Raw genomic sequence first — 15337 nt, 5'->3', positions numbered from 1 at the left:
GCCACCCCCGCCCTGCCGCGTGTGGTGGGATAAGACGGTGACACGCGAACTCCCCTGGCCCGTGGCACTCCCGGAGGACGCCCGCTCCCGGCTCGAGGCGATCCTGGCCCCGCTGCCCGAGCACCGCCGCACCACCTTCGCCCTGCGCACGGCCCGACGCCTCGACGACCTCGTCGCCGGTCTGGCGCCCTATCCCGATCCCCCGGCGGTCGCCGCGCGGGCGCTGGAGCTGGCGGCGACGGCATACCGGGACCGCGACGACGAGCTGCACCTGCTCGACGAGCGCCGCTCGCTGGAGCCCGACTGGTTCCAGCGTCCCGACATGATCGGCTATGCGGGGTATGCCGAGCGCCTCACCCCCGAGGGGACCCTGCCCGCCCTGGCGTCCCTGGCCGACCACCTGCGCGACCTCGGGGTCGGCTACCTGCACCTCATGCCGCTGCTGCAGCCGCGCCCGGCCCCCAACGACGGCGGCTACGCGGTCGCCGACTACCGCTCGATCCGCTCCGACCTCGGGACGATGGCCGACCTGCGACGGCTCACCACCGACCTGCGGTCCCGCGGCATCAGCCTGTGCCTGGACCTCGTGCTCAACCACGTCTCCGCCGAGCACGAGTGGGCCCGGGCGGCCCGCGACGGGGACGAGCACTACCGCCGCTACTTCCACATCTACCCCGACCGCGAGGTCCCGGACGCCTACGAGCGCACCCTGCTCGAGGTCTTCCCCGACTTCGCGCCCGGCAACTTCACCTTCGACGAGGAGCTGGACGGGTGGGTCTGGACCACCTTCAACAGCTACCAGTGGGACCTCGCCTGGGAGAACCCCGACGTCTTCTGCGAGCTCGCGGACGTCATCCTCTTCCTCGCCAACCAGGGCGTGGAGATCCTCCGTCTCGACGCGATCGCCTTCATCTGGAAGCGGATGGGCACGCAGTGCCAGAACGAGCCGGAGGTGCACCAGCTGACCCAGGCCCTGCGCTCGCTCGCCCGGATCGCCGCGCCCGCGCTCATCTTCAAGGCCGAGGCGATCGTGGGGCCCAACGAGGTCGTGCACTACCTCGGGCAGGGCCGGCACCACGGCAAGGTCTCCGACCTCGCCTACCACAACAGCCTCATGGTGCAGATCTGGTCGATGCTCGCCAGCGGCGACGCGCGGCTCGCGACGCACGCCCTGGGCCGCTTCCCGGTCGTGCCCGCCAGCTCGGCCTGGATCACCTACCTGCGCTGCCACGACGACATCGGCTGGGCGATCGACGACGACGACGCCCGCTCGGTCATGGTCGACGGGCACGGCCACCGCACCTTCCTCTCCGACTACTACTCCGGCGACTTCCCAGGCTCGTGGTCGCGCGGGCTCGTCTTCCAGCACAACCCCACCACCGGTGACAAGCGCATCTCGGGCGCCGCCGCGAGCCTCGCCGGGCTGGAGCAGGCGCTGGACGCGAGCGGGGACGCGGTGGGCCAGGAGGCGCTCGAGGAGGCGCAGACGGCGGTGGACCACGCGGTCGCCCGGCTGCTGCTCGGCCACGCGATCGTCTACGGCTTCGGGGGCATACCCGTCATCTGGTCCGGCGACGAGGTGGCGACACTCAACGACCGAGGCTGGGCCGACGTGCCCGAGCACGCCGAGGACAACCGCTGGGTGCACCGCCCGCGGCTGGACCCGGCACGCGTGGCGGACGCGCAGGCGGACCAGGACTCGCCGCAGGGCCGCGTGCTCGCCGGTATGCGCCGCCTCGCCGCGGCGCGCGCGTCGCTGCCGCACCTGCACGCCAGCGTCGGGGCCTCGGTCGTCGCGGCGCCGGACCCGGCGGTCTTCGTCGTCGTGCGCCGGCACCCCGTGGGGCCGATGGTCGGGCTCTACAACCTCACCGCGCAGGGCCGCAACGTGCCCGGCTGGTGGCTGCGCGAGCTCGGGCTCCCCGTGGAGCAGTCGATCGACGCGCTCAACGGCTACCCGCCCAGCCTGCAGCCGGACGGCTCGATCTACCTCTCCACCTACCAGCCGGTCTGGCTCGTCCGTCCGTGACCGCCGACGCACCGGCGGTGGGTGCGCGGGGCGGCGCGGGCCGGGCGCATACCCTGACGCCATGCGACTGAGCGACCTCGCCGCCACCCTCGGCGCCGACCCCGCCGGTACCGACGACGTCGAGGTGACCGGGGTCAGCCACCAGGCCGACTGGATCCGCCCGGGCGACGCCTTCGTCGCGGTGCGCGGTGCCCGCTTCGACGGGCACACCTTCGTCGCGGACGCCGTCGAGCGGGGCGCGGTCGCGGTGATCGGGGAGGGTATGCCTGCCGGCGCCACCTGCCCGGTGCCCTACCTCCGGGTCGCGGCGGTCCGGCCGGCGCTGGCGGACGCCGCGACGGCGATCGCCGGCCGCCCCAGCGACGCGCTCAGCGTCATCGGTGTGACCGGTACGGACGGCAAGACCACGACGTCGTGCCTGGCCCTGCACCTGCTGCGCGAGGCCGGCCGGGCGACCGGGCTGCTCTCGACGATCGGCTACGAGCTGCCCGACGGGGTGCTGCGGCAGCCGCCCTCGCACTTCACCACCCCCGAGGCGCCGCAGGTCCAGCAGATCCTGCGGGACATGGTCGGGGCCGGGGCGAGCGACGCGGTGGTCGAGTCCTCGAGCCACGCCCTGGCCCTCGACCGGGTGCGCGGTGTCGACTACGACGTGGCGGTGTGGACCAACCTCACCGGCGAGCACCTCGACTTCCACGGCTCGATGGAGCAGTACTTCGCCGACAAGTCCCTGCTGGTGCAGCGCGCGCGGCACAGCGTGCTCAACGTCGACGACGTGCCGTGGTTCGAGCGGCTCGTGCCGCTGGCGACCGCCGACGGGGGGAGTCTTACGACCTACTCCGCGGAGGGGGGCGAGGCGGACTGGCGGGCGACCGACGTCGAGGAGGGGCCGGAGGCGATCACCTTCACGGTGCACACGCCGATGGGCAGTGCGGCGGCGCGGCTGCCGATGATCGGCCGGTTCAACGTCGCCAACGCGCTCGCCGCGATGGCCGGGGTGGCGGCGACCGGCGTCGGGCTGGAGGAGCTCGTCGCCGCGCTCGCGACCTTCGGCGGGGTCGCCGGGCGGATGGAGATGGTCGAGCGCCGCGACGGTGAGCCGCGCGTCATCGTGGACTTCGCGCATACCCCGCCGAGCCTGGAGAAGGCGCTCGAGACGGTGCGGGTGACGACGCAGGGCGCGCTGTGGGTGGTGCTCGGCTCCGCGGGCGGCCCGCGCGACCCCTCCAAGCGGGCACCGCTCGGGCGGGTGGCGACGACGCACGCGGACCGGGTCGTCTTCACCGAGGAGGACCACCGCACCACGCCGCTGCAGGACATCCTCGACGAGATGGAGCGTGGGGCGCGCGAGGCCGGGCGGGACAACTTCGTCTCGATCGGCGACCGCACCGACGCGATCCGGTATGCCGTCCGCGAGGCCGGCGCCGACGACACCGTCGTGCTGGCCGGCAAGGGGCCGGAGGAGACGATGGAGCGCGGCACCGAGCTCGTGCCGTGGGAGGAGATCGAGGAGGCGCGCCGCGCCCTCGCGGCCCGGCGCGGCGACCCGACCTGACCGACCGGGCGAGCCACCGTGCCCGAATTCGACTGTGCTTTTCGTCGCCATGGCACAAGAACGAGAGGTCGAAATCCGGCGAGCCGGCCTGATCCTCCCGGGCGCGCATGGCACTGCCCGAATTCGACTACTGCTTTCGTCGCCATGGCGACGAAAGCAAAAGTCGAAATCTGGGGTCAGGGGGTGGGGTCGCCCCGCTCCTCGGAGGTATGCCCGGCCTCGGCCGGCTCTGGCGGGGGCTCAGGGACCTCCACCTCGGGCCGCCGCAGCGCCCGGATGACCAGCACGATGCCGGCGACGACCAGCGGGATGGTCAGCCACTGGCCCATGTTGAGCCCGGTGGCCTCGGCGAACTCCGAGAGCTGCGCGTCCGGCTCGCGGAAGAACTCCACGACGAAGCGGGCCAGCCCGATGCCGATCGCGAAGACCCCGGCGAGCAGGCCGGGCCGCCAACGGGCCCGGGTCCGCCAGAAGAGCCAGAAGAGCACGAGGATGAGCAGCGCACCCTCGAGCGCCGCTTCGTAGAGCTGGCTCGGGTGCCTCGGCTCCTCGCCGGCGCCCGGGAAGACCATGGCCCAGGGCACGTCGCTCGGCCGCCCCCAGAGCTCACCGTTGATGAAGTTCGCGATGCGGCCGAGCATCATGCCGATCGGCACGTTGACCGCGATGTAGTCGGTCACCCGCAGGGCGGGCAGCTTCTGCCGCCAGCAGAACCACGCCATCGCGACGAGCACGCCGATGAGGCCGCCGTGGAAGCTCATGCCGCCGTTCCACGGCATGAGGATCTCCCACGAGGTCCACAGCGAGGGGTTGTAGAACGTGGCGTAGCCGAGCCGGCCGCCGATGATGATGCCGAAGGTGACGCCGATGATGAGGTCGTCGACCTGGCGCGGGGTGATCGGGCTCCCCGGCGCCTTGGCCATCCGGGTGAAGTGCCAGTAGCCGAGCAGGATGCCGAGGACATACGCGAGCGCGTAGTAGCGCAGTGTGAAGAAGCCCAGGTCGATGCCCTGCGAGAGTCCGAGATCCTCCCAGCGCAGCGGCGAGTCCCCGCCGGTGGAGCCCGCGGAGAGATGGGCGAGATGGGTCACGATCGGCACGCCCCGACCCTAGCGGGCGCCCCTGGGTGTCCCCCGCGAGAGGTCCGTGCGCCGGTATGCCCCTCCCCCGCGCCCGCCGCACCGCTCACCCCTCCCGACCGGCCGCACGGTTTGCTCCGACTGGCCGCACGGTTTGCGCGGTCTGGCCGCACGGTTTGCGCGATCTGGCCGCACGGTTTGCGCGGTCTGGCCGCACGACGCGGTCGGTCGGCACAAAGTGCGCGGTCGGTCGACTCAAACGGTGCGGTCGGTCGACGCAAAGTGCGCGGCCGGTCAGGCGCGGTCGCCGAAGGCGGCGAGGACCTCCTCGCGCGGGACGTCGGCGACCGACTCGTGCTGCCAGCGGGGCCGGCGGTCCTTGTCGACCAGCTGGGCACGCACGCCCTCGGCGAAGTCGGGGTGGGAGGCGAAGACCGGCCCGAGGCGCAGGTCCTGCGCCAGCACCTGCTCGACGCTCATCGTGGCGGCCCGGCGCAGCGCCTCCAGGGCCACCGCCACCGAGTGCGGCGAGCGGGCGGCGACGAGGTCGGCGGCCTCCTGGGCCTCGGGCTCCGGACGCTCACGCAGCCGCTCCAGGATGGCGGCGGCGTCCTCACCCACGTAGCAGGCGTCGATCCAGTCACGCTGCTGCTCCAGCCAGGAGGTGGGGTCCGGACGGGAGGGGTGTTCGGTCGGGGTGGGGGCCGGACGGGAGGAGCCCTCGGTATGCCCGGTGCCCCCGACGACGGAGGCGAGGCCGGCGGCATCGAGGGTCGGGTCCGCGCGCAGCGCGGCGAGGACGTCCCCCTTGCTCGCGGACGGGACGAGGGCGTCGGCCATGCCGAGGAGCACGGCGTCGGCCCCGCCGACCGGCGCACCGGTGAGCGCGACGTGCGTCCCGGTCTCGCCCGGCGCCCGGGAGAGGGGGTGCAGCCCGGCCACGTCCGGGAAGAACCCGATGATCGTCTCCGGCATGGCCAGCTGGGTGTTCTCGGTGACCAGGCGCACCGACCCGTGCGCGGAGACGCCGACGCCGCCACCCATGACGATGCCGTCCATCCACGCGACGTAGGGCTTGGGGTAGGACGCGACGAGCGCGTCGACGGCATACTCCGCCTCCCAGTAGTCCACCGCCTCCTGCTCGCGCCCCTCCAGGATCGCCTCGCGCAGGGCGCGCACGTCGCCACCGGCGCACAGCCCCCGCTCCCCGGCGCCGTCGAGGACGACCGCGACCACCTGGTCTTCGTCGGCCCAGGCCTGCAGCTGCTGGTGCAGCGAGTCGATGCTGGCGCGGTCGAGCGCGTTGATCGCCCGCGGCCGGTTGAGCCGGACCCGCCCGAGCGGCCCGTCGAGGGCATACAGCACCTCCTCGCCGTGGCCCGGAGCAGGTTGCCAGGACAGGAGGACGTCGTCGTCGCGCATGCGTCGAGGCTCTCACGGCGCACGTAGACTCCCCGGCATGGGTAAGGCATCACGCAAGAAGCGGCAGGCCGGTCAGGACACGCCGAAGGCGCGCCCCGCACCGTTCGTCGCGCGCCCCTTCGAAGGGCTCGCGGACGAGAGCGAGTGGGTGGCGATGCGGGAGATCCTGCCCGCCGCCTCGGCGGACGTCACCCTGTCGGTGCCCGAGGGCACCACCGTCGCCGGACGCGACGTGCCGGCCGGCGACCACCAGGTCACGCTCGTGACGGTCCTTCCCGCCGCCATGCCCGCGATCCACCGCGACTCCGGCGAGGTGCTCGTGGCGCTGCAGTCCCGGACCTCCAGCGGCGACGCCTCCCGCGACGTCGTCGCGGCCGCCCTGACCGCCCTGACCAGCGAGCCCGGCACCTCGGTCAACTCGGTGCGCCCCGCGACGTCCGAGACCCCCCGGCTGCAGGACGTGCTGGCGGAGGGTCAGGAGCTGGACGTCACGGTGCACGAGGACTTCGGCTTCTGGCTCGGCGAGGACGCGACCGAGGAGATGGCCGCGGCGCTGGAGCAGATGAACGAGAGCGCCGTGCCGATGGCCCGGGTCGAGGGTGCACCGACCGCCTACTGGTGCCACATGTCAGGCAGGTCCTACATCCGCTGGATCCTCGGCCAGGACGAGGACACCGCGCTCGAGGCGCTCGCCCGGCTGCAGGCCGCGCACGAGCACACCCTGGGCGAGGGGACCGAGCTCATCGGCGCCTTCCGGGCGTGCGGCGTGCTCGTGCCCGTCCTCGAGGTGCCCGCCGGCAGCGGGGCCGAGGACCACGCCGAGGCGCTCGCCGGACTGCAGAGCAGGTATGACGCCGCGCTGGGCCAGGACGCGCCGCTCACCGACGCCGAGCGCCGGGCGAGGAGCGCCCTGGTCTCCCGGCAGGTCACCCTGCGCTGAGGCGCGGGACACGGCGGACGGAGGAGAGGGCATGAGCACGGTGGACGGACCCCTGGAGGGTGTGCTGCAGCGACAGGTCGTCGCCGTGGTCCCGGCCAAGGACGAGGAGGCGCGCATCGGCGCCACCATCGCCGGGCTGCGTCAGCTCCCGGCGGTCGGCGCGATCGTCGTCGTGGACGACGGCTCGGTGGACCAGACGGCCCATGTCGCCGAGTGGGCCGGCGGCGTCGAGCTGGTCCGGCACGAGCGCAACCGCGGGAAAGCGGCAGCGCTCACCAGCGGCGCCGCCAGGGCGCACGAGCTCATCCCGGGCGCGCCGCTGCTCTTCGTCGACGCCGACCTCGAGGGGTCTGCCGCCGGGCTCGGGCCGGTCATCACCCCGGTGCTCTCCGGGCAGGCCGACATGACGATCGCCGTGCTGCCCCCGCAGCAGGGCGCGGCCGGTCTCGGGCTGGTGGTCCGCACGGCGAGCGCCGGCATCGCGCGGCTCACCGGCTGGGAGCCCTCGCAGCCGCTGTCCGGGCAGCGGTGCATCACCCGGGAGGCCCTCATCGACGCGACCCCGCTCGCCCGGGGGTGGGGGGTCGAGGTCGGCCTCACCGTCGACGTCCTGCGCGCAGGCGGCCGCGTGCTCGAGGTCCCGTGCGAGGTGCGGCACCGCGCCACCGGGCGCGACATGTCCTCGCAGGTGCACCGGGCCCGGCAGCTCGCCGACGTCTCGCTGGCCCTGGCCGAGCGCTCCGGCGTGCCGGAGAAGGTGCGCGAGGGAGGCCTCGAGGGCAGCCGGATCGTCCGGGAGCAGGGCACCCGCCTGGCCCAGACCGCCCGCGAGCGGGGCGTCCCGGCGGCGAAGCGCGCCGCCGAGCAGGTCAGCGACCAGGTGCAGCGGCACGGCCGCCCGCTGCTGGACCGTGCGCGCGAGGAGTGGCGCCGCCGCCAGCAGCCCCCGGGCTGAGCGCGAGCACCGCCACGCCGGCGGGCAGGAGCACGGTCAGGCAGAGGGCGACCGCCGCGATGCCGGAGTCGTTGAGCACCCAGGCCACGGTCATACCCACGACTGCCGCTGCGGTGACCGGAGCCACCCCGGCGTGCGTCCACAACGGGTCGGACCACGACGGCCGCCGGACCACCAGGACGGCCAGCGCGACGAGCGCGACGACGGCCAGCCAGGAGAGCGGGTAGTCGAGCACGATGCCGACGCTCTGCTGCAGCTTGCGGGTGACGATGCCCCAGGCCTCGCCGTCGATGACGGACTGCACGAAGGCGCCGAGGTGGGTGCGCCGCTCCGGACCCCGCAACCAGTCCAGGACCATCGCCAGGGCGGCCAGGAGGGCGGCGCCGACGCCGACCAGCAGGAGGGAGCGTATGCGCCAGCGCACCTCGAGCGCGGCGAGCAGCACCAGGCCGGTCGTCACCGCGGTGGCGGGGACGCTGCCGAAGTCGGCGCCCGCCTGCGGCGCGGCGCCCAGCACGAGTGCGCCGACCCCCAGCAGGCCCACGGCCAGGGCCGACCCGCGGTGCGGCAGCCAGGTCAGGACCGCGGCCATGAGGACGAGCAGCGCGCCGAGCAGGATGCCGTATCCCACGTTGCCCTGACCGTAGAAACGGCCAGCCGTCACCGGCTGCAGGCCCAGGACCGACACCAGCCCGAGCCGTGAGGACCAGATCGTGTCGACGCCGAGGACCACGAGGGTGAGGGCCGCGACGACCGCGGGCGGCCCGAGCGCCGAGCGCCTGGCGCCCGGCAGCCACCACGCGAGGCAGGCCACGAGGATCGCCGCGCCCAGGCTCAGCGCGACGAGCGCCGGCCACGGCTGCCCGGCCCGCCACCAGGGGACGAGCCCGGCGAGGAAGGTGCCGGCGGGCAGGCTCATGAGCACCAGGCTGGCGGCGGTGAGCAGGCCCGGAGGGTGCCCCGGTGCCCAGCGGCGCAGCGCCGCCCCGAGCGCCAGGAGCGGCAGGACAATCACGGCCAGCGCCCCCAGGGCCCAGGGGGCGAGGCGCTTGGCGTCGGAGACGGCGTCGGCCAGGTCCGCCGCGGCCGCGGACGGTGCCGCCGGCGAGGGGGCGACGGCCGCCACGGGGTCACCGGGCAGGTCGCCGGAGCCGGTCGGGACATCGGCGAGCTGCAGCAGGGTGGGCGTGAGGTCGACGAGCTGGACGAGGCCTGCCTGGCGGGTGGAGCCGGACGTGAGCAGCGTGGGGTCGTCGTCGGGGGATCCCGGCGTGGTGACGACGAGAGCCTGCGCCCGCGCGTCGAAGGCCGTCTGGCCCATGCCGCTGACCACGACCGTGCCCTCGACCCGCCCGACCTGCTCGAGCAGGTCGGCCAGCGCCGCGTCGACGTCCGCCAGTGTCTCCGAGCGGTCGCCCTCGAGGACCGGCGGTGCCGCGACGAGCTGGAGGCGGCAGGACGGGTCCAGGGTCGGGCGGGCGAGCAGACCGGTGGTGGCGGTGTCGAGCTGCGGAGTCCCCGCGGCGTCCGGCTCCGCGGCCAGGCCGTGCGTCGCGACGCAGGTGCCCGCGGCCTGCGCCGGCCCGGAGAGGGCGGCGAGGTCCGGCTGCTGCGTGCCCTCAGGACCCCACGGTGGCGGCGCCTCGGTGCCGCACCCCAGCGCCTCCCGGTCGGTGCGGCTGCCCGTGCCCACGGTGAGCCACGCGTCGGCAGAGCACGTCACCTCGTCCGGTCCACGCAGCACCAGCGCGGCGCTGCCGCCCTGCTGCGCGAGGCGGTGCAGCGTCGGGGTGGACTCGTCGACGAGGTCCCAGGTCAGGCCCGGTATGCCCACGAGCACCACCGGCGCGTCGGCGGAGGCGGGCAGCGGCCGGCTGTCGGGTGCCTGGGCCGGGGCGAGGCCGGCCACGACCGCGAGTGCGGCCAGGCACCAGGAGCCGAGCACGGTGAGGACGAGGGTCCACCCCAGGGCTCGCCGTCCCATGCCTCACCTCCGGGTGCATGGTCCCACGGCCGTCGGGGGTGAGGATGGGGGCGGCTGCACCGATCCTCCCCGGTCTGGTGGCTGGTCTCGGTGAGGTTGGGGGCAGGTGTATCAATCCTCCCCGGGTGAGGGAGGTATGCCGGTGAGGTTGGGGGCAGGTGTATCGATCCTCCCCGGGTGAGGGAGGTATGCCGGTGAGGACGGGGGCAGGTGCACCGATCCTCCCTGGGTGGGGAGCGCATACCCTGAGCGGGTGGACCTCGAGCTGCTCGCCTGGATCGCCGGTGGGGTCGCCGTGCTCGCGCTGCTGCTCGCGGTCGTCGCATGGCGCCGGCTACGGGTGGTGGACCGGCGGCTGACCCAGCTCGTCGAGGCGGGGGCACCGACCACGCCGGAGCGGGAGCGGATCGAGGCGCTCGAGGCCGAGCTCGCCACGGTGCGCGGTGACCTGGCGCAGGCGCTGCGGCACGTGGCCGTGGTCCGTTACGACGCCTTCGGCGACATGGGCGGGCGGATGAGCTTCTCCGCCGCGGTCGTCGACGACACCGGCGACGGCATGGTCATCAGCTCGATCCACGCGCGCGGCGAGAGCCGGACCTACGCCAAGGGCATCGTCGGCGGCGACTCCGAGATCGTGCTGACCCCGGAGGAGCGCCAGGCCCTCGACGCCGCCCGCACCGGCCGCGACGACTGACCGACCGGCCGCGCACTCTGTGTTCGAAACAGCAAACCGTGCGGTCGGTGTGCGCAAACCATGCGGCCGGTCAGGAGGGGCGGCGGAGGACGGCGCGGGAGGTGCGGGGCAGGCGCACGAGGAGGCTGCCGGGGTCGATCTGGACGCGCAGCGCGAGCGCCGACCCGAGCGGGTCGCCGTCGATCTCCAGCTCGACCGGCTTGTCCGAGAGGACCCGGACCTCCTTGCCCTGCAGGTGGTCGACCCGCTTGTGCCCGATCATCCGCCGCGTCGTCAGCTGCGCGATGGTCGCGGCCCAGCCCACGATGCCCTCGGGGGAGAGCAGCACGGCGTCGACCGTCCCGTCGTCGGCGACCGCGTCCGGCAGCAGCTCCATCCCGCCCTGCAGCTTGCCCACGTTGCCGACCATGACCGAGCGCACGCGGCGGTGCAGCGGGTCGGCCCCGTCGATCCGCAGGTCGATGGTGAACTGCGGGCCCTTGAGGTGCCGCAGCCCTGCCACGAGGTAGGCCAGCCACCCCATCCGCGCCTTGAGCTTCTCCGGCACCGAGGCCATGACCTCGGCGTCGAAGCCCAGCCCGGCCATGACGAGGAACCGGTGCTGCTCGCGCACGTCCTCGTCGTCCCGGTCGTCGACGGCGTCGTCGAAGTCCACGTTGCGCGCCGGGTCGGTGTCGTCCTGGAGCCGCTCGGCGAGCTGGGCCGAGGTCGGCCGGATCAGCTCGACGAGGCAGGTGTCGATCGGCGTGTCCTCACCGCTCAGCGCTGCCTCGAGCGCCGCCTCGAGGGAGTCGACGGGCAGGTCGAGGTTGCGCGCCAGCAGGTTGCCGGTCCCGCCCGGCAGCAGGCCCATCGCCACCCCGGTCCCGGCCAGCTCGGACCCGACCGTGCGCACCGTCCCGTCACCCCCCAGGGGGCACACGACGTCCACCCCGGCCCCGAGCGCCTCCTTCGTCTGGCCCACGCCCGGGTCCTCGGCGGTGGTCTCCAGCCACAGCGGCGCCTCCCACCCCCGCCGCTCGCAGACCCGCTCGACCCGGCCGCGCACGGCACCGACGTCGTTGAACTTCGTGGGGTTCACGATGACCGCCGCGCGGCGCGAGGAATCCATGGGTCGAGGGTATCGGCGCGCCAGTAGGCTTTGGCGCATGATCGACATCCGGGACCTGCGCAGCGACCCCGAACGCGTCCGCAAGAGCCAGCTGGCCCGGGGCGAGGACTCCGACGTCGTGGACCAGGTGCTGGCCGCGGACGAGTCCCACCGCAGCGCGCTCGCGGAGTTCGAGTCGGCGCGGGCCGAGCAGAAGGCCTTCGGCAAGAAGGTCGCGCAGGCCCAGGGCGAGGAGAAGCAGGCGCTCCTGGCGCAGGTCAAGGACCTGGCGGCACGGGTGAAGTCGCTCGACGCCCAGACGCAGGAGGCGGCGCAGGCGCGCGACGAAGGTATGCGCCGCATCGGCAACGTCGTCATCGACGGCGTCCCGGTGGGCGGCGAGGACGACTTCGTCACCCTGGAGGAGGTCGGCACCCCGCGCGACTTCGCCGCCGAGGGCTTCGAGCCGCAGGACCACCTCGTGCTCGGGGAGGGACTGGGCGCCATCGACATGGCCCGGGGCGCCAAGGTCTCCGGCGCCCGCTTCTACTACCTCCTCGGCGACGGCGCCCGGCTGGAGCAGGCGCTCATGTCCCTCGCCCAGCAGATCGCGCAGGAGGAGGGCTTCACCCCCGCGATCGTGCCCAACCTCGTGCGCCCGGAGACGATGGCCGGGGCGGGCTTCCTCGACGCGCACGCGGACGAGGTCTACCGCCTCGAGGCCGACGACCTCTACCTCATCGGCACCTCGGAGGTGGCGCTCGCGGGCCTGCACGCCGACGAGATCCTCGACCTCTCGGGCGGCCCGCTGCGGTATGCCGCGACCTCCACCTGCTACCGCCGCGAGGCCGGGTCCTACGGCAAGGACACCAAGGGCATCTTCCGGGTGCACCAGTTCACCAAGACCGAGATGTTCGTCTACTGCCGCGTCGAGGACGCGGCGGCGGAGCACGACAACCTCCTGCGCATCGAGCGCCGGCTGCTCGACGCTCTCGAGCTGCCCTACCGGATCATCGACGTCGCGGCCGGCGACCTCGGTGGCCCTGCGGCCCGCAAGTTCGACTGCGAGGCGTGGGTGCCCACGCAGGGGAGGTACCGCGAGCTGACCTCCACCTCCAACTGCACGACCTTCCAGGCCCGGCGCCTCGGCATACGGGAGCGCGACCCGCAGGGCTCGGGCACCCGCGCGGTCGCCACCCTCAACGGCACCGTGGCGACGAGCACCCGCCCGATCGTGGCGCTGCTGGAGAACCACCAGCAGGCCGACGGGTCGGTCCGGGTCCCGGAGGCGCTGCGCCCGTTCCTGGGCGGCCAGGAGGTCCTCACCCCGGCACGCTGACGGGCGCGAACGCTCGGTCTCGGCCGGCTCGTCCAACATCCAGGGCTTCAGGCGCGTGGTCCATCCTTGACCGCTCGATCACCACCCATCGACCCAGCAGCTGCTCCCCGACGCCGATCTCACGGGCGCCCTGCCGGTACTTCGGGGTGTAGCCCTTCCTCTTGGCACGCCGATGAGGGGCGTCCTCCTCTGTCAGGCCGAACCTGGCGGTCAGAATCTCCACCCAACGGGGTCAACCTCAAGGGGTTGTTCTGACAATGAGGCCGAAGGTGCTCAGTACATGAGACTGGAGTTGCGCGTAGATCCAAGGTGTGCGCCGTGCGCCGACCGGGTCTCGGGTCGCAGCTAAGTAGGCTGGGGCGCTTCAGAATGGCAGAGAACCCGGGGGCGCCTCACGGCAGACCCGTCGCGGCCCCGGGCGGCTCGAGCACCGAGGGACCTAGCGACCTGGACGAGATCCGGAAGTGGGACCGGGCTGTCGGCGGCGCTCGAAAACTGGACGGTTTCGGCGGGGTGGGTTCTACTCAACGTCGCAACGTCGCAACACTGGCGGACTTTCGGAGGCTAGCAGTGCGGTGAAAACCTGGTGCGGTGTGCGGTCGTTGAGGATCATCCGCGGGCGGTTGTTCAGCTCGTTCTCCACGGCGAGCAGGTGCTCCAGGGTATGGATGCTCAGGTCTGTCCCCTTGGGGAAGTAGTCGCGCAGCAGTCCGTTGGTGTTCTCGTTGGATCCGCGTTGCCAGGGTGAGTGGGAGTCACAGAAGTAGACCGAGGCACCGAGGGTCCGGGTGATGCTGAGGTGCCTGGCCATCTCGGTGCCCTGGTCCCAGGTGATCGAGCGCCGCAGGTGCGGTGGAAGGTCTCCCAGGCGGGCGGCCAGCGCCTGATGCAGTGCCTCACCGTCGCGGTAGGGCAGGTGCAGCAGGCGCACCACCCGGGTCTGGCGTTCCACAAGGGTGCCGATCGCTGAGCGCTGCTCCCGGCCGATGATCAGGTGGCCCTCCCAATGCCCCGCTTCGGTGCGGTCGGCGGGTTGGAATGGTCGCTGGTGCACCGTCAGCATGGGCTGCTCGAACCGTGGCCGCCGACGCTCTACACGCTGCTGCGCGCGCCGGTGATCCCTGCCCGTCCGTAGCGGCGAACGACGGTGCGGCGCCAGCGGAGAGGGCCGCAACAACGCCGATCCGGGCTGGTAGACGGCCTGGTAGATGCTCTCGTGGCACAACCGCATGCCAGGGTCGTCGGGGAACCGGGTACGTAGGTGCCGGCTGATCTGCTGCGGGCTCCACCGCTGGGCCAGCAGCTCCCCGACCACGCGTCGCAGCTCGACGTTGCTCTCCACGCGCCGACGATGATGACGACCACGTCGAGCAGTGGCGGCCCGGTGGGCCTCGAAGGGTCGGTACCCCTGCTTGCCCGCGTTACGGCGCAGCTCCCGAGAGATCGTCGACTTGTCCCGCCCGACCCGGACAGCGATGGCGGTCACGGTCAGGCCGGCCTGGTGCAGATCGGCGATCTCGATCCGCTCCCCCTGCGAGAGGTAGCGGGCGCTGATCTGTCGTACTGCTAACCGCTCCAGCGGTGGCACGAAGCCCACGATCGCACCGCGGCAGTAGACCTTGGTCCCGAAGGCCCAGTTGTTGCCGGCGCTGCGCGAGACCCCGACCTCGCGGGCGGCGGCGCTGATGCTCCACCCCCTCTCGCGCAGCTGCACGAATCGGGCGCGTTTGGCCGATAACGGACGCCGTCCCGGCCCCTTCTTCACACGTCGCGACAACGACCTCACACTCCCGGACTCTAGAGAGGGCGTTGCGACCGTGCCTGGAAACCACCGCGCCGCTACTGTCTAGTTTTCAAGCGCCGCCGACACGGGCCAACGGGCACAACGTGAACCAGCTGTCGGATTAAGCCTGATCCGCGTGCTCCCCGTGGTTGACAGATCGTTGGCGGGGGACGAGTGTAGAAAATTACTGGGGGCCAAGGCGGCTTCCACTCGACGAGGAGGTCGATATGCGATTGAGAAATGTTTGCGCTGGGAATCGCGCTTGGTTCTCGGCTGTGAATCTGCGCTACGACGTTAAGGCTATGAACGTCGGTACCGGGTATGGCACCTCAGCCTATGGCTACATCAGCACGAGCAACCCTATCCCCGCCTGTGGGTAGATCCAGACTGACGTCAATCCGACCCCTCGGTGCTGGTGCAGTCCTTCTCTTCTTTGTAGGAGCGTGCACCGCTGATGGTGGTGAGGG

The 15337-nt window shown here is 72.8% G+C and carries 11 protein-coding genes; 6 read left to right on the top strand and 5 right to left on the bottom strand.

Features of this window, described 5'->3' with window-relative positions; all coding sequences use genetic code 11:
• Positions 1-37: 37 nt before the first annotated feature.
• Together SGUI_RS08580 and SGUI_RS08575 are read left to right on the top strand one after the other, a co-directional pair.
• Positions 38-2029, top strand: coding sequence for an alpha-amylase family protein (locus SGUI_RS08580; protein WP_237141309.1), 1992 nt, complete (start codon positions 38-40; stop codon positions 2027-2029).
• A gap of 61 nt (positions 2030-2090) precedes the next feature.
• A complete protein-coding gene (locus SGUI_RS08575) occupies positions 2091-3584 on the top strand; it encodes a UDP-N-acetylmuramoyl-L-alanyl-D-glutamate--2,6-diaminopimelate ligase (RefSeq protein WP_066638787.1) in 1494 nt (497 codons plus the stop codon).
• 176 nt (positions 3585-3760) lie between these two features.
• On the opposite strand, the gene lgt is transcribed toward SGUI_RS08575, so the two are convergent.
• Together lgt and SGUI_RS08565 are read right to left on the bottom strand one after the other, a co-directional pair.
• Positions 3761-4684, bottom strand: a complete 924-nt coding sequence (lgt, locus tag SGUI_RS08570; protein WP_066638784.1) for a prolipoprotein diacylglyceryl transferase — start codon at positions 4682-4684, stop codon at positions 3761-3763.
• A gap of 273 nt (positions 4685-4957) precedes the next feature.
• On the bottom strand, positions 4958-6085 hold the full coding sequence (locus SGUI_RS08565; protein WP_066638781.1) for an enoyl-CoA hydratase/isomerase family protein: 1128 nt from the start codon (positions 6083-6085) through the stop codon (positions 4958-4960).
• Positions 6086-6122: 37 nt separating this feature from the next.
• Here SGUI_RS08565 and SGUI_RS08560 point away from each other — a divergent pair, with 37 nt between their 5' ends.
• On the top strand, positions 6123-7025 hold the full coding sequence (locus tag SGUI_RS08560) for a DUF5926 family protein (protein ID WP_066638778.1): 903 nt from the start codon (positions 6123-6125) through the stop codon (positions 7023-7025).
• A 31-nt stretch (positions 7026-7056) separates the two neighbouring features.
• Positions 7057-7980, top strand: a complete 924-nt coding sequence (locus tag SGUI_RS08555) for a glycosyltransferase family 2 protein (RefSeq protein ID WP_066638775.1) — start codon at positions 7057-7059, stop codon at positions 7978-7980.
• Here the strand turns inward: SGUI_RS08555 and SGUI_RS08550 are convergent.
• Complete coding sequence (locus SGUI_RS08550; protein ID WP_066638772.1) at positions 7895-9964, bottom strand: alkaline phosphatase family protein; 2070 nt, start codon at positions 9962-9964, stop codon at positions 7895-7897. The two genes, SGUI_RS08555 and SGUI_RS08550, sit on opposite strands and share 86 nt — an antisense overlap.
• 253 nt (positions 9965-10217) lie before the next feature.
• On the opposite strand from SGUI_RS08550, the gene SGUI_RS08545 reads away from it, so the two are divergent.
• Complete coding sequence (locus SGUI_RS08545; RefSeq protein WP_083190840.1) at positions 10218-10658, top strand: DUF4446 family protein; 441 nt, start codon at positions 10218-10220, stop codon at positions 10656-10658.
• A 70-nt stretch (positions 10659-10728) separates the two neighbouring features.
• Here SGUI_RS08545 and SGUI_RS08540 read toward each other — a convergent pair whose 3' ends face one another.
• The gene (locus SGUI_RS08540) at positions 10729-11769 is read right to left on the bottom strand and encodes a diacylglycerol/lipid kinase family protein (RefSeq protein WP_066638769.1); all 1041 of its coding nucleotides are present in this window, start codon (positions 11767-11769) and stop codon (positions 10729-10731) included.
• Between the two features lie 37 nt (positions 11770-11806).
• Here SGUI_RS08540 and serS point away from each other — a divergent pair, with 37 nt between their 5' ends.
• A complete protein-coding gene (gene serS / locus SGUI_RS08535) occupies positions 11807-13087 on the top strand; it encodes a serine--tRNA ligase (protein WP_066638766.1) in 1281 nt (426 codons plus the stop codon).
• A 520-nt stretch (positions 13088-13607) separates the two neighbouring features.
• Here serS and SGUI_RS08525 read toward each other — a convergent pair.
• On the bottom strand, positions 13608-14852 hold the full coding sequence (locus tag SGUI_RS08525) for an IS30 family transposase (RefSeq protein WP_472537419.1): 1245 nt from the start codon (positions 14850-14852) through the stop codon (positions 13608-13610).
• Positions 14853-15337 lie beyond the last annotated feature (485 nt).

The sequence above is a fragment of the Serinicoccus hydrothermalis genome (genome assembly GCF_001685415.1).
GTDB classification, from domain to species: Bacteria; Actinomycetota; Actinomycetes; order Actinomycetales; family Dermatophilaceae; genus Ornithinicoccus; species Ornithinicoccus hydrothermalis.
This window is presented reverse-complemented; position numbering and strand designations above follow the sequence as displayed.